The 18,495-nt window shown below is 66.4% G+C and carries 18 protein-coding genes; 9 read left to right on the top strand and 9 right to left on the bottom strand.

Going from position 1 to position 18,495, the window contains the following annotated elements; genetic code table 11:
- Nucleotides 1-106: 106 nt before the first annotated feature.
- On the top strand, nt 107-2,371 hold the full coding sequence (gene helR, locus CPH63_RS15480) for an RNA polymerase recycling motor ATPase HelR (protein ID WP_096303759.1): 2,265 nt from the start codon (nt 107-109) through the stop codon (nt 2,369-2,371).
- 6 nt (nt 2,372-2,377) lie between these two features.
- Here helR and CPH63_RS15485 read toward each other — a convergent pair whose 3' ends face one another.
- Complete coding sequence (locus CPH63_RS15485) at nt 2,378-2,743, bottom strand: VOC family protein (protein WP_096305186.1); 366 nt, start codon at nt 2,741-2,743, stop codon at nt 2,378-2,380.
- A gap of 127 nt (nt 2,744-2,870) precedes the next feature.
- Here CPH63_RS15485 and CPH63_RS15490 point away from each other — a divergent pair, with 127 nt between their 5' ends.
- The gene (locus tag CPH63_RS15490; RefSeq protein WP_096303760.1) at nt 2,871-3,695 is read left to right on the top strand and encodes an alpha/beta fold hydrolase; all 825 of its coding nucleotides are present in this window, start codon (nt 2,871-2,873) and stop codon (nt 3,693-3,695) included.
- Nucleotides 3,696-3,704: 9 nt separating this feature from the next.
- Here the strand turns inward: CPH63_RS15490 and CPH63_RS15495 are convergent, their stop codons facing one another.
- The 4 genes from CPH63_RS15495 to CPH63_RS15510 form a co-directional block, all read right to left on the bottom strand.
- Entirely contained in the window at nt 3,705-4,151 is a 447-nt protein-coding gene (locus CPH63_RS15495; RefSeq protein ID WP_096303761.1) for an SRPBCC domain-containing protein, read from the bottom strand.
- On the bottom strand, nt 4,144-4,518 hold the full coding sequence (locus CPH63_RS15500; protein WP_096303762.1) for a metalloregulator ArsR/SmtB family transcription factor: 375 nt from the start codon (nt 4,516-4,518) through the stop codon (nt 4,144-4,146). The genes CPH63_RS15495 and CPH63_RS15500 overlap by 8 nt, the downstream gene beginning before the upstream one ends.
- Nucleotides 4,515-4,979 (bottom strand): SRPBCC domain-containing protein, encoded by a 465-nt coding sequence (locus CPH63_RS15505; protein ID WP_096303763.1) that lies wholly within the window; start codon nt 4,977-4,979, stop codon nt 4,515-4,517. The genes CPH63_RS15500 and CPH63_RS15505 overlap by 4 nt, the downstream gene beginning before the upstream one ends.
- Before the next feature lie 115 nt (nt 4,980-5,094).
- The gene (locus CPH63_RS15510; RefSeq protein WP_096303764.1) at nt 5,095-5,697 is read right to left on the bottom strand and encodes a TetR/AcrR family transcriptional regulator; all 603 of its coding nucleotides are present in this window, start codon (nt 5,695-5,697) and stop codon (nt 5,095-5,097) included.
- Between the two features lie 170 nt (nt 5,698-5,867).
- Between CPH63_RS15510 and CPH63_RS15515 the strand changes: the two genes are divergently transcribed.
- Nucleotides 5,868-6,749, top strand: a complete 882-nt coding sequence (locus CPH63_RS15515) for an SGNH/GDSL hydrolase family protein (protein ID WP_096303765.1) — start codon at nt 5,868-5,870, stop codon at nt 6,747-6,749.
- Between the two features lie 79 nt (nt 6,750-6,828).
- Here CPH63_RS15515 and CPH63_RS15520 read toward each other — a convergent pair whose 3' ends face one another.
- Nucleotides 6,829-7,485 carry a hypothetical protein gene (locus tag CPH63_RS15520; RefSeq protein WP_096303766.1) on the bottom strand — a complete coding sequence of 219 codons (657 nt, stop codon included), beginning with the start codon at nt 7,483-7,485 and terminating at the stop codon, nt 6,829-6,831.
- Nucleotides 7,486-7,651: 166 nt separating this feature from the next.
- Nucleotides 7,652-8,218 carry a dihydrofolate reductase family protein gene (locus tag CPH63_RS15525; RefSeq protein WP_096303767.1) on the bottom strand — a complete coding sequence of 189 codons (567 nt, stop codon included), beginning with the start codon at nt 8,216-8,218 and terminating at the stop codon, nt 7,652-7,654.
- 204 nt (nt 8,219-8,422) lie between these two features.
- On the opposite strand from CPH63_RS15525, the gene metH reads away from it, so the two are divergent.
- The 4 genes from metH to CPH63_RS15545 are packed head-to-tail and all read left to right on the top strand — an operon-like array spanning nt 8,423 to nt 14,742.
- Nucleotides 8,423-12,145, top strand: coding sequence for a methionine synthase (gene metH / locus CPH63_RS15530; protein ID WP_197704745.1), 3,723 nt, complete (start codon nt 8,423-8,425; stop codon nt 12,143-12,145).
- A gap of 13 nt (nt 12,146-12,158) precedes the next feature.
- Nucleotides 12,159-12,974 (top strand): putative protein N(5)-glutamine methyltransferase, encoded by an 816-nt coding sequence (locus CPH63_RS15535; RefSeq protein ID WP_096303769.1) that lies wholly within the window; start codon nt 12,159-12,161, stop codon nt 12,972-12,974.
- A 4-nt stretch (nt 12,975-12,978) separates the two neighbouring features.
- Nucleotides 12,979-13,386, top strand: a complete 408-nt coding sequence (locus tag CPH63_RS15540) for a phage holin family protein (RefSeq protein WP_096303770.1) — start codon at nt 12,979-12,981, stop codon at nt 13,384-13,386.
- A gap of 45 nt (nt 13,387-13,431) precedes the next feature.
- Complete coding sequence (locus CPH63_RS15545) at nt 13,432-14,742, top strand: competence/damage-inducible protein A (RefSeq protein ID WP_096303771.1); 1,311 nt, start codon at nt 13,432-13,434, stop codon at nt 14,740-14,742.
- Nucleotides 14,743-14,747: 5 nt separating this feature from the next.
- Here the strand turns inward: CPH63_RS15545 and CPH63_RS15550 are convergent, their stop codons facing one another.
- Both CPH63_RS15550 and CPH63_RS15555 read right to left on the bottom strand, forming a co-directional pair.
- Nucleotides 14,748-15,272 (bottom strand): NUDIX domain-containing protein, encoded by a 525-nt coding sequence (locus tag CPH63_RS15550; protein ID WP_096303772.1) that lies wholly within the window; start codon nt 15,270-15,272, stop codon nt 14,748-14,750.
- A complete protein-coding gene (locus CPH63_RS15555) occupies nt 15,272-16,405 on the bottom strand; it encodes a uroporphyrinogen-III synthase (protein ID WP_096303773.1) in 1,134 nt (377 codons plus the stop codon). The genes CPH63_RS15550 and CPH63_RS15555 overlap by 1 nt, the downstream gene beginning before the upstream one ends.
- A 161-nt stretch (nt 16,406-16,566) precedes the next feature.
- On the opposite strand from CPH63_RS15555, the gene CPH63_RS15560 reads away from it, so the two are divergent.
- Nucleotides 16,567-16,971 (top strand): PaaI family thioesterase, encoded by a 405-nt coding sequence (locus tag CPH63_RS15560; protein ID WP_096303774.1) that lies wholly within the window; start codon nt 16,567-16,569, stop codon nt 16,969-16,971.
- 98 nt (nt 16,972-17,069) lie between these two features.
- The gene (locus tag CPH63_RS15565) at nt 17,070-18,377 is read left to right on the top strand and encodes a citrate synthase (protein ID WP_096303775.1); all 1,308 of its coding nucleotides are present in this window, start codon (nt 17,070-17,072) and stop codon (nt 18,375-18,377) included.
- Nucleotides 18,378-18,495: the final 118 nt, after the last annotated feature.

The following is an 18,495-nucleotide window of genomic DNA, read 5'->3' on the forward strand; positions in this document are numbered from 1 at the left end:
GGGGCTTGCGGCAAGACCCTGGTCCTGCCGCAGAATCATCGACCGAGCCACGAACCCGTCGCAGCACTGGAGAGCCACCGGGTGAGCCGTCGATCGGAGCCATGACTTGAACCCCACGAAAACAAGCGTCTTCGCCCTTCCCGAGCGACTCTCGGCCAAGGCCGACCCGGCACTGATCGAACGCGACGAGCAGCACTTCGCCGCTATTTCGGCAAGCCTTGGCCGGTCCATCGCCGAGCTTGAGGCCCGTCTGGATGCCGAACGCAGGGCGCCAGGCGGTATCGGACAGGAAGCGCTCGATCGGGACCTGGAGATCCACCGTCTGACGGCCCGCCTGCGCACGCTGCGCCGCTTCGGCGTCGACCTCTGCCTCGGTCGCATCATCAGCGCGGACGATGATCAGCCGCTCTACCTCGGGCGCCTCGGCCTCACCGACCACGACGGTCGCCGGCTACTGCTCGACTGGCGCTCAGCCGCGGCTGAGCCGTTCTTCGGGGCCACCCACGCCAACCCAATGGGTCTGGTCAGCCGCCGCCGCTACCGCTGGACGAATGGCCGCATCACCGACTACTGGGACGAGGTGTTCAGTCCTGAACGGCTGGGTAGCGCCCGCGACCAGGTGGCGCTCGATGACCAGTCCGCCTTCATCGCCAGTCTCGGTGACAGCCGGTCGCCACGGATGCGCGACGTGCTCAGCACCATCCAGGCCGACCAGGACGCGATCATTCGCGCCGGATCCCGTGGGGCTCTCGTCGTCGACGGTGGCCCCGGCACCGGCAAGACGGTAGTGGCGCTGCATCGCACCGCGTACCTGCTCTACTCCGATCCACGGCTGGGGCATCGGCGCGGCGGTGTGCTCTTCGTCGGTCCGCACCAGCCCTATCTGGCCTATGTTGCCGATGTTCTCCCCAGCCTCGGCGAGGAGGGCGTACAGACCTGCACGCTGCGCGATCTCGTCACCGAGGGCGCGGCAGCGCTCCCCGAAGCTGATACCGAGGTGGCCCAGCTGAAGTCGTCCGCCGCGTTCGTCGGTGCGATCGAGACGGCGGTCCGGTTCTATGAGGAACCGCCCACCACCGGAATGACGGTCGAGACTCGCTGGTCGGACATCCGGCTCAGTTCCGAAGACTGGGCCGACGCCTTCGAAGCCCCGCAGCCGGGCACTCCGCACAACGAGGCCCGTGACCAGATCCTGGACGAACTGATCACGACGCTGATCGACAGATACACCGCCGAGTTCGGCCGCAGTCTCGACGCGGATTACCTCGACTCCGGTGACCCCGACGCCGATGACCCCGACTCCGATGCGCACCGAGGTGACGTCTCGCCCCAGGTGCTCCGAAAGTCGTTGCGGCGCAACCACCAGCTCGTCACCGCCCTCAACCGGGCGTGGCCGCTGCTCGACGCGACTGACCTCGTCGGCGATCTCTGGTCGGTGCCGGCGTTCCTGCGCCGATGCGCTCCCTGGCTCAGCCCAGCAGAGGTCCGCCGGCTTCAGCGCTCGGACCCGACGGCCTGGACCCTCTCCGACCTGCCACTGCTCGACGCGGCTCGCCAGCGACTCGGCGATCGGCACCTGTCCCTGAGGGCCAGCGAACGCGCCGTGGCGGCCGCCGTCGAGAGCGAGCGGATGGCCGAGGTAGTCGATGACCTGATCGCGGCCGATGACTCTGAATTACTCGTGATGTCGATGCTGCGCGGGGACGATCTGCAAGAAGCGCTGGTCGACGACAACGCGGTCTCTGACCGCGCCCCAGACAGCCCAGACAGCCCAGACAGCCCCAACCGGCTCGCCGGGCCGTTCGCCCACATCGTCGTGGACGAGGCGCAGGAACTCACCGACGCCGAGTGGCAGATGCTGCTGCTGCGCTGCCCGTCCGGCAGCTTCACCATCGTCGGTGACCGGGCCCAGGCCAGACACGGTTTCACCGAGTCATGGCTGGAACGGCTGGAACGGGTCGGCCTGGACAACGTCGAGCTGGCTGCCCTGCGCGTCAACTACCGAACCCCGATGGAGATCATGGCTGAGGCCGCCCCGGTGATCCGCGCGGCGATTCCAGATGCGAATGTCCCGACCTCGATCCGCAGCGGCCTCCCCGTGCGGCACGGAGCAACCACTGAGCGGAGCGCCATCCTCGAGGCGTGGCTCGCCGCCGAGGCTGACGGGATCGCCTGTGTCATAGGCGATCGGACCTTCGCGGCGATGCCGCGCGTCCGGTCGCTGACCCCGCAATTGTCGAAGGGGTTGGAGTTCGACCTGGTCGTGCTGGTGAACCCCGAGTCGTTCGGAGCGGGCATCGAGGCCGCGGTCGACCGATACGTCGCAATGACGCGTGCGACTCAGCAGCTGGTCATCCTCACCGACATCTGACCCGCGTCATTCGTAGTGCTGAACGAGACAGAACTCGTGTCCCTCCGGATCCTTCATCACCATCACGACACCTTCGTCATAATCGTGGCGCTCCCCTGACCAGCTGCCACCGAGTGACTCCACCTCGTCTCGGCCGGCCGCGACGTCATCGACCTGCACGTCGAGGTGGATGCGGACCTTCGTGCGATTCGGCTCGTCGACCCGTTGGAAGGTGAGGCGTGGCGCGGTGTCCAGACGCGACCCGACGGTGGCCCACCGTGGATCGTCGCCGTGTTCGTCGGTGACCGGGCGCCGCAGCAATGCACTCCAGAAGGCGGCCAACCGCGCCGGGTCGGCACAGTCGATCGTTACTCCAGTCAGGAGGTTCACAATGAACCATTCTTGCAGAGCGACCGCCCGCCGCGTCGGAGCTGGGGTCCATACCTGCGACCCAGACAAGGTCACTAGGCTGGCAATACGGGCGCTTTGACGCCATCCCCCGCAGCAACCGGAGCAGTGCATGAGCAGCATCACTACCGCAGACGGCACCGAAATCTTCTTCAAGGATTGGGGAACCGGTCAGCCGATCGTCTTCAGCCACGGCTGGCCCCTCTCGGCTGATGACTGGGACACCCAGATGCTCTTCTTCCTTCAGCACGGGTACCGCGTGATCGCCCATGATCGGCGAGGCCATGGACGGTCGACGCAGACCAGCGACGGTCACGACATGGACCACTACGCGGATGACCTGGCTGCGGTGACCGCTCACCTCGACCTCAAGGATGCGGTGCATGTCGGCCACTCCACCGGTGGCGGCGAGGTCGCGCACTACATCGCGCGCCACGGCGAGAGCCGCGTGGCCAAGGCTGTGCTGATCAGCGCAGTGCCTCCAATCATGGTGCAGACCGAGTCGAACCCGGGCGGACTGCCGAAGAGCGTCTTCGACGACCTGCAGGCCCAACTGGCCGCAAATCGCTCGGAGTTCTACCGGGCGCTCCCGTCCGGGCCATTCTACGGCTTCAACCGTCCCGGTGTGGAGTCATCAGAGGCGATCATCGCGAACTGGTGGCGTCAGGGAATGATGGGCGGGGCGAAGGCGCACTACGACGGAATCGTCGCGTTCTCGCAGACCGACTTCACCGAGGACCTGAAGAAGATCACCGTGCCGGTGCTGGTGATGCACGGCGACGACGACCAGATCGTTCCCTACGCCGACTCCGGACCGCTGTCGGCGAAGCTTGTGCAGAACGGGACGCTGAAGACCTACTCCGGCTTCCCGCACGGCATGCCGACAACGCAGGCCGAGACGATCAACGCCGATCTGCTGGCCTTCATCCAGTCCTGACCGACCTCGTCACTCCGGACCGTTCGGCGAACCCTGCCCGGTGGTGATCAGGCCGCGCAGGCTCTGGTCGATGTAGAAGCTCCAACCTGCGCGGCATCGGTCGTAGCACTCGAACTCGGGCACCAGGCCGATGTGGGTGAAGCGAAGCTCGGTCTGGCCGTCCAACTCGGCGACGTCGAAGACGACCTCCGTGCCCGTCCACTCGGACTTCTCCCTGGTGAAGCTGAGGTATCCGTCGAGGACTCGCCAAGCGACCTTCTTGCCGGGCACCAACTCGGTTACCTGCTGCCGGCTTCGGTGGATGTCCTGGTATCGATAGGTGAAGACGTCACCGAGGGCATCGCTGCCGCCTTCGATCTCGGCCGACCACCAGCCGCGTACGTTGACGATCGCGTCGAACACCTCCTGCGGTGTCTGATCGACGACCCAACTGGTAGTAAAACTCGTGTCATTCATCAGTCTCTCCGATCTTGGATGGCGGTGGTGGCAGCTCGCTCTTGCGCTGGATCGCTTCGGCGATGGTCTTGATGCGCCGCAGTCGGGCGTCCCACATCGAGCCGACGGAATTGAGCTGCGCGACCGCCCGGGCCAGTTGCCGGTCGTCCACCCGGTAGCGCATCTCACGCCCGACCGGTGTCACGTGGACCAGCCCGACGCGGTCGAGCACCACGAGGTGTTTGGCGACGGCCTGCCGGGTCACCGGCAACCGGTCGCTCAGCGTGGTCGCGGTTGCGTCCCCGTCGCTCAGCAGCAGGTCGAGCATGCGGCGGCGGGTCGGGTCGCCGATCGCCGACCAGAGGTCGTCGTTGATGGCGAGCGTCATCGCGCCGATACGACCTCGGCGGCGTACCGGGCCAGCGCCGCGAGGTAAGTGGTCCAGCCCTGGACGTGATCGTTGTAGTTGTGTTCGAGAACGGCGGCATCCCAGCCCATCTCCCGGAAACCGGACTCGGTGAGCCGCACCGTGGTGCCGCCGGCTGAGGGTGCCAGCTCGAAGGTCACCAGTAGCGAGTTGTCCAAGGACCCGGCGGTGGCATCACCGTAGGCCCAGCGAAAGGAGAAGAGCCGCGGAGGCTCGGCGTCGACGACGGTGAAGGGCGTGACGTGCTGGCGCGGTACATCCTCGCTCCCCCAGACCAGCTCGCCGCTGTGGCCGGGAGTCGCCTCGAAGTCGGAGTCGGCACCCCACCATTCCTTGACGTGCACGGGATTGCTGATGACGTCGAAGACCACCTCAGGCAAGGCGTCGACGTGGAACTCGCGCTCGATGTTTCCGTACTCCATGATCTCCTGCTTTCTGCAACGATTGGTTGCATCTCACGTTAGTGCCAACAGTGGGCTCAGCGCAACCATCAGTTGCATATTGGAGAGGGGTCGCGGCCCCGAGCGGTGTCCGAGGTCAGGGGTTGGCGATTCCGAGTACGCCGAGCACGGCCCGCTCGGCCAGTAGTTCATCGAACTTCTTCACGCCCGGTTCGCCAGCCAGGTGAACCGCGGTCCCCTCCAGCGCGCCGTAGTAGGCCAGGGCCAGCAGTCGGTCCGGGGCCCCGGCCGGGATGCTTCCGTTGGCTCGTCCGGCGGCAACCAGCGAGGTGATGAAGGCGATCCCGGCGTCCAGGATCGACTGAACGACCCGTCCGACCGGGTGATCGTTCTGATAGAACTCCACTCGAAGCGTGATGAGCAGGCGGGCGACATCGCGCCGGCAGTAGACGGCGTGGCCGCGGGCCAGCGTGACCAGCGCGGCGACCGGGTCGCTCTCAGTCGCCGCCGGCACGCCTACCTCTCGTCGCCAGGATTTCTCGGCCTGCTGCACTGCGGCTATCACCAGCGCCTCTTTGTCGGCGAACTGGTGATACACCGCGCCTCGGGAGTAGCCGGCCTCACGGGCGACCGCCTCGACCGAGAGTGCACCGTATCCGCCGTGGGCCAATCCGCGGGCCGTCGCCTCCAGAAGCGCCTTGCGGGTCGCGGCGTTTCGCTCGGCGTGGGTCTGCCGCATGGACTCCCCTCCCCTCTCGAGACGGTGCTCCAGGACACACCGCGCTGATCTCCTCGATCCTTGCACATACACATGCGTACGTGTATCTATATTTACATACACACACGCACGTGTATGTAAATGGGTTACTTCCTTGCCCACGACTCGCCCATTACCAACCGGAGGCACCGATGCAACTGTCCCGTCCACTCGTCACCCTTACCGCAGGGCTGGCCGCTCTCATCGCACCCTTGTGTGTGCAGACGCTGCCCGCACAGGCGTCCACGCCGGCCATCTACGCCGTCCTCGGTGACTCCACCGCCGCCGGAGTGGGCACCGGCACCGGCCCGCAGGGCAGCGCGGTCTTCAATGCCTCGAACCCGGCCGACTGCAAGCGCAGCACGATCGCCTACGGCCCGCTCTGGGCGGCCGCTCATTCGGCGACCTACACCCTGCCGGCGGGCCAGATGCTCGCCTGCTCCGGTGCCCACACCGACGGGCAGGCCGGCGCGTTCGGTAAGACCTCCAGCGCATCGCTGAATGTCTCCGACGAGATCGCGCTCCTCGATCCTGCGACGACCCTCGTCTCTCTCGCGGTCGGCGCCAACGATGCGGGCTTCATGACCCTCGTCCAGGCCTGTGCCTACAACCTCGGCAACTGCTCCGGCGACGTAGCGACCGCGGAGGCCTTCGGATCGTCAACGCTGATCGGGCGATTGAAGTCGACCTACCTGGCGATCCACGCCAAGGCACCGCAGGCCAAACTGGTGGTGATGGGCTACCCACTCCCCTACCAGCTCAATGGCAACTGCATCCTGGGCAGCGATACGAACCGGGTCCAGATGATCAACGCGTCGAACTTCCTCGACGATCAGGTGATCAAGGCGGCGGTGAACGCGGTCGGCAGCTTCGCCACCTTCGCCGACCCCCGCCCCGCCTTCGCCGGCCACGGGATCTGCTCCTCCACTCCGTGGATCAACAGCGCCACCGACGACCTGGAGGGTGTCTTCCACCCGAACTATCTCGGGCACCAGTACGGCTACCTGCCGACACTGACCGCTGTCACCGGCTGAGACCGCTGTCACCGACTGAGACTGGAGGGGCCGCTGGTTGTGGGGTGCGTTGACGCTCCACAACCAGCATGCGCGAGCGCTACCGCCCGTTGCGCTCACGCAGTTGCTCGCGGAAGACGATCTGCCGGATGTCGTCCGCCGCTTTGCCATGATCGGAGAAGATGAGGTACACGCTCCACGGGCCGGTCTCGCTGGAGTGTTCGACCACCTCCGACCGCTCGACCCGAAGAACTTCGGAGCTCAGGTTGAACTCCTTCTCGGCCGTCTCGAGAAGAGTCTTCACTTTGAGGCCGTGGAAATCGGCGTCGACGACCGAGCGGTCTCGGCACATGAAGCGCAGCGAAGCCTCGCTGAGGTCCTCCAACGCGCCGGTTACCTCGTGACTGACCTTGTCGCGAGATCTCCAGCTCATCGTCACGGTCCCCCGGGCCCGCGCCCGCACGTACGCGCGGCGCTGCTCCCGACGGACCTCGCCGGTGATGCCGACATCCCACATGTGCATCGCGCCGTCGCGGTGGATGGTGACCAGTTCGCAGGGCAGCACGTAGAGGCCGTTGTCGGCCTGCCAGGTCGTCATGAATTCGGTGCCCTCGACGAACGCGTGCTCGGCCGGCAGGTCCAGCGGCTGCGCGACCGTCAGCCAGTCGTCGCCCATGTCCTCCACGCGGCTGGAGAATTCGTCGCCCAGATCGGCTCTGATGATGATGGGCTGGTTGATTACTGGTCGGGCGTCCATGTCTCTCACATCGCAGATAAGCGGATTTGCTAAAAACGATAGTGCCTATCGCCAGCGGAGGTAACTTAACCGCGCCGATCCCGGCCAGGTCGCGCTCAGCGGTTTCCGGCAGCAGTGGTTTCCGGCAGCGGCGGTTTCCGGCAGTAGCGGTTTCCGGCAGTAGCGGTTATCGGCACACGTAGCGCAGGTGAACGGCGCCATTGCTGAATCGGAACTCCTCGCGTAGCTCCAGTCCCAGTCGTAGCCCATCGGAGAACGCCTTGGTGCCACCGCCCACGACCGCCGGGACCAGGAAGAGGTTGCACTCGTCCACCAGCCCACTGCTCAGCGCCGCGGCGGCGAGCCCGGGGCCGCCGACACTGATGTCGGCCGCCGCGGATTCCTTCAGCCGGCGGACGGCGTCGGGCTGGAACTGCCGCTCGAGCCGGGTCCGCGCCGTGTGCACCTGCTCCAGCGTGTGGGAGTACACCACCTTGTCGGCCGCCTGCCAGACGCTCGCGAAGTCCTGCGTGACCGTGGATGCGGCGGAGCCGGCCGGCGCGGTCTCGGCCGTCTCCCAGTACGACATCACCTCATACATTCGGCGGCCGTAGAGATAGGTGCCTACGCTGCGCTCCAGGTCGTTGACGTACTGATGTAACTGCTCGTCGGGGGCAGCCCAGTCGAAATTTCCCTCCTCGTCGGCGACGTAACCGTCGAGGGAGGCGATCGTGGAGTAGATCAGTCTCGCCACGGGGACCTCCTGTGGGTCGGGTTGCCCGCTCAGGGCAACGTCTGTGCGACGCGGGAGCGGCAATATCGGGGGGCGGTCGTAAGTATGCTGGGGTATTGACCAGTCCGTCCGACCGAGCCCCAAGGATTCATTGTGCCGGTAACGCCGTCCCTTCGCCCGGACGCTACACAAGCCCTCTCCGACGCCCTCCAGTCGCGCATTCTCATGCTCGATGGCGCGATGGGCACGATGATCCAACGGCACACCTTCAGCGAGGCCGAATACCGCGGCGACCGCTTCGCCGACTGGGACCGCGACCTGGCGGGCAACAACGATCTGCTCAGCCTCACCCAGCCGGAGACGATCAGCGCCATTCACCGGGCTTACCTGGACGCGGGTGCAGACCTCATCGAGACCAACACCTTCAACGCGCAGCGGATCTCGCTGGCCGACTACGGCATGGAGGATCTCGCCTACGAACTCAACTTCGAGTCCGCGCGGCTGGCCCGGGTCGAATGTGACGCGGTGACCGAGGCCGACCCGAGCCGCCCCCGATTCGTAGTCGGCACGCTGGGCCCGACCAACCGCACCGCCTCCATCTCCCCGGACGTCAACGACCCGGGTGCCCGCAATGTCACCTACATGGAGCTGGTCGAGGCCTACCTCGAGCAGGCGAACGGCCTGGTCGACGGTGGCGTAGACGTGCTCATCATCGAGACCATCTTCGACACATTGAATGCGAAGGCGGCGATCTTCGCCGTGGAGACGCTCTTCGAGCAGCGCGGCCGGCGCTGGCCGCTGATGATCTCCGGAACCATCACCGACGCCTCCGGGCGTACTCTCTCCGGCCAGGTGACCGAGGCCTTCTGGAACTCGGTTCGCCACGCCAAGCCGCTGCTCATCGGACTCAACTGTGCCCTCGGAGCGGCTGAGATGAGGCCGTACCTGGCCGAGTTGGCCCGCGTCGCCGACTGCTTCATCTCCTGCTACCCGAACGCCGGTCTCCCCAACGCCTTCGGCGAGTACGACGAGTCACCCGATCAGACGGCGGCCATCGTGCGCGAGTTCGCCGAGAGCGGACTGGTGAACATCCTCGGTGGATGCTGCGGCACCACCCCCCAGCACATCGGCGCGATAGCGTCGCTGGTCGCGGGAATCGCCCCCCGGGTGCCGTCGACGCCGGCCGCCGCCTGCCGCCTCTCCGGTCTGGAGCCGCTGGCCATCACCGCGGATTCGCTCTTCGTCAACGTCGGCGAGCGCACCAACATCACCGGCTCGGCCCGGTTCCGCAACCTCATCCGCGACGGTGACTACAACACCGCTCTCTCAGTCGCCCGCCAGCAGGTGGAGAGTGGCGCCCAGGTCATCGACATCAACATGGACGAAGGCATGATCGACGGCGTCGCGGCGATGGACCGCTTCGTAAAGTTGATCGCCAGCGAACCGGACATCAGTCGCGTCCCGTTGATGATCGACTCCTCCAAGTTCGAGGTGATCGAAGCCGGCCTGCGCTGCGTGCAGGGCAAGCCGATCGTCAACTCGATCTCGATGAAAGAGGGCGAGGAGAAGTTCCGCCGCGAGGCGACGATCTGCCGTAAGTACGGTGCCGCCGTCGTGGTGATGGCCTTCGACGAGGAGGGGCAGGCCGATAACCTCGAGCGCCGCAAGGTGATCTGCGAGCGGGCCTACCGGATTCTGGTCGACGAGGTCGGTTTCCCGGCCGAGGACATCATCTTCGACCCGAACATCTTCGCGGTGGCCACCGGCATCGAGGAGCACGCCAACTACGGCGTGGACTTCATCGAAGCGACCCGTTGGATCAAGCAGAACCTCCCCGGCGCCCTGGTCTCCGGCGGCGTCTCCAACGTCTCCTTCTCCTTCCGTGGCAACAACGCCGTCCGCGAGGCCATTCACGCTGTCTTCCTCTATCACGCGATCGGCGCCGGGATGGATATGGGCATCGTGAACGCCGGTGCCCTGGTCGTCTACGACCAGCTGGATCCGCGTCTGCTGGAGCGCATCGAGGACGTGATCCTCAACCGTCGCCCCGACGCCACCGAACGGCTGCTGGAGATCGCCACCGAATTCGCCGGCGCCGGCACGAAAGCCGAGGCGGTCAACGAGGAGTGGCGCGAACTGCCGGTCGGGGAGCGCATCACCCACGCATTGGTCAAGGGAATCGACGAATACGCCGAGGTGGACACCGAGGAGTTGCGTGCGCTCATCGAGGCTCGCGGCGGCCGTCCGATCGAGGTCATCGAAGGTCCGTTGATGGCCGGCATGAACGTCGTCGGCGATCTCTTCGGCGCCGGCAAGATGTTCCTGCCCCAGGTGGTGAAGTCGGCTCGGGTGATGAAGAAGGCCGTCGCTTACCTGATTCCCTATATCGAAGCGGGCAAATCTCCCGAGGACGCAGGCCGCAGCAACGGCACCGTCGTGATGGCGACGGTCAAGGGCGATGTGCACGACATCGGCAAGAACATCGTCGGTGTGGTGCTGCAGTGCAACAACTACGACGTCATCGACCTCGGCGTCATGGTGCCGGCGCAGAAGATTCTTGATGCGGCGAAGGAGCACGACGCCGACGTCATCGGCCTCTCCGGTCTCATCACGCCCTCGCTCGATGAGATGGTGAACTTCGCGGCCGAGATGGAACGGCAGGGCCTGGAGATTCCGTTGATGATCGGGGGTGCGACAACCTCCCGGGCGCACACGGCCGTCAAGGTCGACCAGAAGTACCATGGCCCGGTCATCTGGGTTAAGGACGCCTCCCGTTCGGTGCCGGTGGTGGCGGCCCTGCTGTCGGACGAGCAGCGACCGGCGTTGCTGGCCGACTTGCAGACCGACTACGACTCACTGCGCGAGCGGCACGCCGCCCGAAATCACGCCAAGGTGCTACTGCCGATCGCCGACGCCAGGGCGGATCGCACCCCGATCGACTGGACGGGTTACCGGCCGCCTCGTCCGCGGATGATCACCCAGCAGGTTCGGGACGCGCACACCGATGACTACCACGCACCGTCGTCGCCGACCCAGTTCGTGAAGACCTTCCACGACTACTCCATCGCTGAACTGCGTCGTTACATCGACTGGCAGCCGTTCTTCAACGCGTGGGAGATGAAGGGCAAGTTCCCGGACATCCTCAACAACCCGACCTCCGGCGAGACCGCCCGCAAGCTCTGGGACGACGCGCAGCGGATGCTCGATTCGATCATCGAGGAGAAGTGGCTCACCGCCAGCGGAGTCTTCGGGCTCTTCCCGGCCAACCAGGTCGGCGAAGACGATATCGAGGTTTACACGGACGAGTCTCGCCGCGAGGTCTTGACGATGCTGCACCAGGTGCGTCAGCAGAGCGAGCACCGGCCAGGTGTTCCGCACCGGTCGTTGGCCGACTTCATCGCGCCCAAGGAGACGGAACTTCGCGACTACGTCGGCGCCTTCGCCGTCACCGCCGGCCTCGGCAGCGCCGCGAAGATCGAGCAGTTCAAGGCCGCGCTCGATGACTACAGCGCGATCCTGCTGGAGTCGCTGGCCGATCGCCTGGCCGAGGCCTTCGCCGAGCGCCTGCACGAGCGCGTCCGCACCGAGTTCTGGGCCTATCAGCCGGACGAGACGCTCGACAACGAGTCGCTCATCAAGGAGCAGTACGTCGGTATTCGCCCGGCTCCGGGGTATCCCGCATGCCCTGAGCACACCGAGAAGCAGACCATCTGGCAGCTGCTGGACGTCAAGGCCAACGTCGGCATCGAGCTGACCGAAAGCATGGCGATGTGGCCAGGCGCGTCGGTGAGTGGGCTCTACTTCTCGCACCCGCAGTCGCAGTACTTCGTCGTCGGCCAGCTCGGACGCGACCAGGTGGACAGTTACGCCAAGCGCAAGGGCTGGAGCATGGACGAGGCGGAGCGGTGGCTCTCACCGAACCTCGGCTACCGCTCTGACAACGAGTAACGCCGCAGCGCCGATGCCCGAGCAGGACGACCTTCGCGCCGACGTCGTCGGGCGACTACGGCAGGCCGGCTGCGTCTTCGCCGAGGAGGAGGCGGAGTTGCTGCTGGCCGCGGCCGACTCCCCCGCGCGGCTGGAGGCGCAGCTGGCGCTGCGGGTCTCGGGCCAGCCGTTGGAGCACGTCCTGGGATGGGCGGAGTTCTATGGTCTTCGCATCGCTATCTCGTCGGGCGTCTTCGTTCCTCGCCGACGTACCGAGCTACTCGTCGCCGAGGCTGTCGCCGTCGCCGGCCAGACCGCGGCGCCGATCGTGGTCGATCTCTGCTGCGGAGCGGGTGCGGTCGCGGCGGCAATCGTCTCGGCGATCCCGACGGCTCGGGTCTTCGCCAGCGACCTCTCGCCGGAGGCGGTCAGCTGCGCACGCCGCAACCTCGTCGGCGGCGGGGTGGAGGTCTTTCTCGGTGATCTCTACGACCCGCTGCCGGCCGAGCTGTACCGACGCGTTGACGTGCTGGTGGCCAATGCGCCCTATGTACCGACCGAGGCGATTGCGCTGATGCCGCCCGAAGCCCGTCTCTACGAGCGGCGGATGGCGCTGGACGGAGGGGATGACGGCCTGGAGATCGCTCGCCGAATCCTCTTCAGCGCTCAGGCCTGGCTGGCCGAGGGCGGCACCCTGCTCATTGAGACCAGCGACCGGCAGGCTGAACCTCTCGCCCGGGCCTTCACCGAAAGCGGACTGAAAGCTCGCATCGTCGAATCGGCTGAACTCGACGCCACAGTCGTAATCGGCGCGCTGCCGCCCGATTTGACCGGCGACCGGCTAGCCTGAGTTCATGGGGTTTATTCGGCTTGTTGCTCGCCTTGTGGTACTCGGTCTCATCATCGGCGTGGTGGCCAAAATCGTTCCCGGCGTTGAGGTTCACGGCGGATTCTTCACGCTGCTCTGGCTCGCTGTGCTCTTCTCGGTGGTGAACGCCATCCTTGGTCCAATCTTCTTTCTCTTCGGCCTGCCGCTGGTACTACTGACCTTCGGCCTCTTCCTACTGGTGATCAACGCCGGTCTGCTGGCGATCACCGCCGGCCTCTCGAGTCATCTCGACATCGACGGCTTCTGGGACGCGCTCTTCGCCGGCCTGCTGATCTCGATCTTCAGCTGGCTGGCCGAAATGCTGCTGCCGCTGCGGGAGCACTCGAAGCAGCGTGGTGTCGGTAGCGCTTCGGAGAACAGCGCCTCGTTCTAGCACGTCACCCGCTAAAGCGTTCGGGCCGGCTGCGAGAATTCCCGGATGGGCTCTCGCGCAGGAATCGTCGTCACCGGCACTGAGGTTCTCACCGGCCGGGTCACTGATCTCAATGGTCCGTGGCTGGCCGAGCAGCTACGGATAGCCGGTGTTGATATCGCCGCGGTGGTGGTGGTCGGCGACCGAGCCGACGACATGCGCTGGGCGTTGCAGCGGCTCGGCGGCGAGGGGCTCGATCTCCTCATCACCTCCGGCGGCCTCGGCCCGACGGCCGACGACCTGACCGCCGAGATCGTCGCCGGGGTGCAGGGTCGACCGCTCACTCTGGACACCGCCCTCGAAGCCAGTATCGGCGACATCGTGCGGCGGCTGACCTCGGCCCGTGGCTGGCGACTGGACGCGGGGGCGACGGCGGCCGCGGTGCGCAAACAAGCGATGGTGCCGGTCGGGGCTTCCGTGCTCGCGCCGGTCGGCACCGCTCCCGGGCTAGTCGTGGCGCCGGCCGAGGGCTTCAGCGGGCCGCCGATCGTTGTCCTCCCCGGGCCGCCGCGCGAGCTGCAGGGCATGTGGGCGGCGGCGCTGGCCGACGACACAGTTCACGCGGCGTTGGCCGGCCGGGCCGAGCTACGCCAGCAGACACTGCGGCTATGGGGAACACCGGAGTCGGAGTTGGCCGCCGACCTGAGAGAACTCGACCCTCAGCTGGGCGGCCTCGAGATCACCACCTGTCTGCGCGACGGTGAACTGGAGGTCGTCACCCGCTTTGCACCGTCCGCGCAGGAGCGCTACGACGTGCTGGCTGCCGAGATCCAGCGGCGGTACCCCGAGACCCTCTTCTCCGCCGACGGGCGAAGCATCGACGAGGTGGTCGCCAGCCTGCTGCTGGACGGTGGGTTGACTATTGCGACCGCGGAGTCGTGCACGGCCGGCATGGTCGCGGCCCGGCTCACCGACTTGGCCGGTTCCTCGGCCTACCTACTCGGTGGGTTGGTGGTGTACTCCAACCGGGCCAAAGTCGAGCTGGCCGGGGTGCCGAGCGAACTGCTCGACCAGGTTGGCGCCGTCAGCGCCGAGGTCGCGGTCGCGCTGGCTGCGGGAGCTCGGGAACGGCTGCACGCCGATATCGGCGTTGGCATCACCGGCGTGGCCGGGCCCGGAGGAGGCACAGCTGAGAAGCCGGTCGGCCTGGTGCATCTGTGCATCAGCTCGGCCGAGCGCGTAGTTTCGCGGCGCATCCGGGTCCCCGGGTCGCGGTCAATGGTCCGGGATCGATCGACCGTGGTGGCGCTGCACATGGTGCGCGAACTGCTGTCACCCCAATCAGCCCAGTCGGCCCAATCGGCCCAGTCGATTTAGCCGATTTAGTCCTCACCCGACGTCGCCATCGCATCGATCAGGGCCAGCAGCCGGTCGAGCAGCTCTGCCTGCCCGCTGAACATCCGCGGCCGCGCATCCGAGACTGCGAACCATTCGACCCGATCGATCTCGGGCACCTGCAGCACCCGCCCGGACCGGGGTGGCCACTCCAGCTCAAAGGTGCCGGGCGTGATGGCTGCCGGATCGAGCGCGCCCTCCAATGCCCAGGCGGTCACCACCTTCCGATTCTTCTGGATGATCTCCCCCAGCGGGTGCAGCTCCCCGGCCGGCAGCGGCAGGCCCAGCTCCTCCCGGAACTCGCGCCGGGCAGCGTCGAGCGGGGTCTCGTCGTCGTTGAACTCACCTTTAGGGATCGACCAGGCATTCAGGTCACGCCGGGCCCAGAGTGGGCCGCCGGTATGCGCGAGCAGCACTTGGACGCCGTCGGGCGATTCGTCGACCCGCCGAAAGAGCAGGATGCCGGCGCTGCGTCGGGGGCCGGCAGACACGGCACCGGATTGCTCACTCATCAGGGAATAGCTAACCGGTATCCCCGTTTGGTCACCGTTTGGACTATCGAGTTGTCACCGAGCGCCGATCGCAGGCGGGCCACCGCCGACTCGACCGCATGGGTGTCGACACCGCGCCCGGGCAGGCGGCTGAGCAACTTCTCCTGGGAGACGACCTGCCCCGGTCGGGCCGCCAGTTCCGAGAGCAGCGACATGCCGGCTGGGGAGATCGGGCGGAGGGCACCGTCGAGTACCACGGCCTGCCCCCGCAGGCTCAGCTCGTGCTCGCCCACCTCGATCACCCTGGTTCGCCGCACCAGTTCCTCCCCGACCAGACGCGCCAGCGCGCCGAGGCGGAAGCGGGCCGGCTGCACCGTCGGCACCGCTAGCGCCTCGAGCGGTCCAGCGGTGACCGGGCCGACACAGGCGCTCACGACGCCATCCCGGAGCACGCTCAGCAGTCGTTCGAGGATGCCCGTCTCCCGGGCCCGGCCGAGCATGCTGGCCACAGCCGGCGCGCTGGTGAAGGCGAGAAGGTCGACCGTCCCGCAGAGTGTCGATTCCAGAAGCCGGTCCAGCGGTGCGAGATCGGGCGGGGGTGTCCACCGGTAGACGGGGATCGCCGTCACCTCGGCACCGAGTTCGCGCAGGCCCTGGGAGAAATCCGGCAGCGGCTCCCACTCGGTGGTTGCGCCGTGAAGCTGCACCGCGACGCGTCGACCGGCGACGCCCTCGGCCCGGAGGTGCTCCAGCACCTCGGCCGAAGACTCCGAGGCCGGTGACCACTCCTCGCGCAGGCCGGCCGCCCGCAGCGCACCGGTCGCCTTCGGCCCCCGCGCCAGCACCCGAGCGCGACTGAGCGCGTCCAGAAGATCATCGGCGAGATCCCACTCGTGCGCCGCCTCCACCCATCCCCGGAACCCGATCCCGGTGGTGGCCACGATGATCTGGGGCGGGTCGGCGATGATCCGTTGGGTGACTTGGCGCAGCTGCGCGTCGTCGGCCAGCGGAAGGATGCGGATGGCCGGCGCCTGCATCACCGCCGCACCGCGTCGCTGTAGGAGCGCTCCGAACTCGTCGGCCCGACGGGCCGCCGTGACGCCCACCGTGTACCCGGCCAGCGGGCCGATCTCGGCGAGCGGGGAGGACTCCATGGCAGGCAACGTAGGTCCATCGTGTTACGGCTGTCGTTACCGCGATGACCAGGATGTTTCGTGAGCCCGACCTCACCGGCTTGCTTCGCCCGCGGTAGCCGGTGGCGGCCCGGCTATCGTCGAGGAGATCGCAGCGCGTCCCGAACCCGACAGGAGCCACCATGGAGCAACTTGACCTGAGCAAGCTCAATGTTGGCTTGACTGAACACCTCGGCCTGCGCTTGGACGAAATCACTCCGGATCGCGTCAGGATGAGTTTCGATATCCGCCCGGAGCACCTTCAGCCGTTCGGGATCGTGCACGGCGGTGTCTACTGTTCGGTCGTCGAGACGGCGGCCAGCATGGGGGCCGCGGCCTGGCTCGCCTCCACCGGCACCGAGGGAAAGGTCGTGGGCGTCTCCAACCAGACCGATTTTCTCCGTGCGCTCGCGGAGGGAAGCGTCGCCGGCGTCGCCACGCCCGTGCATCGCGGCCGCAGCCAGCAGCTGTGGATCGTCGAGATCACCGACGCTCAGCAGCGCCTGGTCGCACGCGGACAGGTTCGATTGCAGAACCTCACGAACTGAGCGGCTGACCCACTGTGGTGTGGGTCGCATCAGTGCGGCACCGGCACCGACCGGCGCGCAGTAATCTCTGGAGTAAGCCGATAGAAGGGTTCGAAAACATGACGCAGGTAGCTCCCGCGCAGCAGTCGATCACATTCAGCAGGGCGGGCGCCGAGGACATCGAGTTCAACGTCGTGCCGGCCGCTGAGGGCTCGGACGGGGCGGATATCTCCAAGCTGCTCACCCAGACCGGGTTGGTCACCTTCGATCCGGGGTTCGGCAACACGGCAGCCTGCAAATCGGCGATCACCTACATCGACGGCGACGCCGGCATCCTGCGGTATCGGGGCTACCCGATCGAACAGCTCGCCGCGAACTCGAGCTTCCCGGAGGTCAGCTACCTGCTCATCTACGGCGAGCTCCCGACGGCTGACCAGTTGGCCAACTTCACCAGCTGGATCGGGCGGCACACCCTGCTGCACGAGGACCTCAAGCGCTTCTTCGACGGCTTTCCGCGTGACGCGCACCCGATGCCGGTCCTCTCGTCGGCCGTCTCCGCACTCTCCACCTTCTATCAGGATTCGCTGAATCCGTTCGACCCGGCGCAGGTCGAGCTATCGACCGTTCGACTGCTGGCCAAACTGCCGACCATCGCGGCTTATGCGTACAAGAAATCGGTCGGGCAGCCCTTCCTCTACCCCGACAACTCCCTCGGCATGGTGGAGAACTTCCTCCGGATGACGTTCGGCTTTCCCGCCGAGCCCTACGAGGTCGACCCGGTCATCGCGCGCGCGCTCGACCTGCTCTTCATCCTGCACGCCGACCATGAGCAGAACTGCTCCACCTCGACGGTCCGTCTCGTCGGCTCGTCGGAAGCCAACATGTTCGCCTCCGTCTCGGCCGGCATCAACGCCCTCTTCGGCCCCCTACATGGCGGGGCGAACCAGAGCGTTCTGGAGATGCTCGAGCAGATCAAGGCCGACGGCGGCGATGTCAAACGTTTCGTAGAGCGGGTGAAGAACAAGGAGGACGGGGTTCGCCTGATGGGCTTTGGGCACCGTGTCTACAAGAACTACGATCCGCGGGCGGCGATCATCAAGAAGACGGCGGACGAGGTTCTCTCGTCGCTGGGTAAGCGTGACCAGTTGCTGGACATCGCGATGGAGCTTGAGGCGGTGGCACTGAGCGACGAATACTTCATCTCGCGCAAGCTCTACCCGAATGTCGACTTCTATACCGGCCTTCTCTACCGGGCTATGGGCTTCCCGACCCGGATGTTCACGGTGCTCTTCGCGATCGGCCGGCTCCCCGGCTGGATCGCGCAGTGGTACGAGATGATCAACGACCCGCAGACCAAGATCGGCCGCCCGCGTCAGCTCTACACCGGACCGCTGGAGCGCGACTACCTCTCACTCGAGCAACGCTGAAACGTCGTCGACCGCCTCAACCATCGTAGTTGCGTCGGGGTCGACTCCCGGGGTGGAAGGTGAAACGAGAAATCGTCTCGGATTCTGAAACCGATGTGGCGTCCGACCACGAACTAGC

Origin of the sequence: Jatrophihabitans sp. GAS493 (assembly GCF_900230215.1) — a bacterium.
Lineage (GTDB): Bacteria > Actinomycetota > Actinomycetes > Mycobacteriales > Jatrophihabitantaceae > MT45.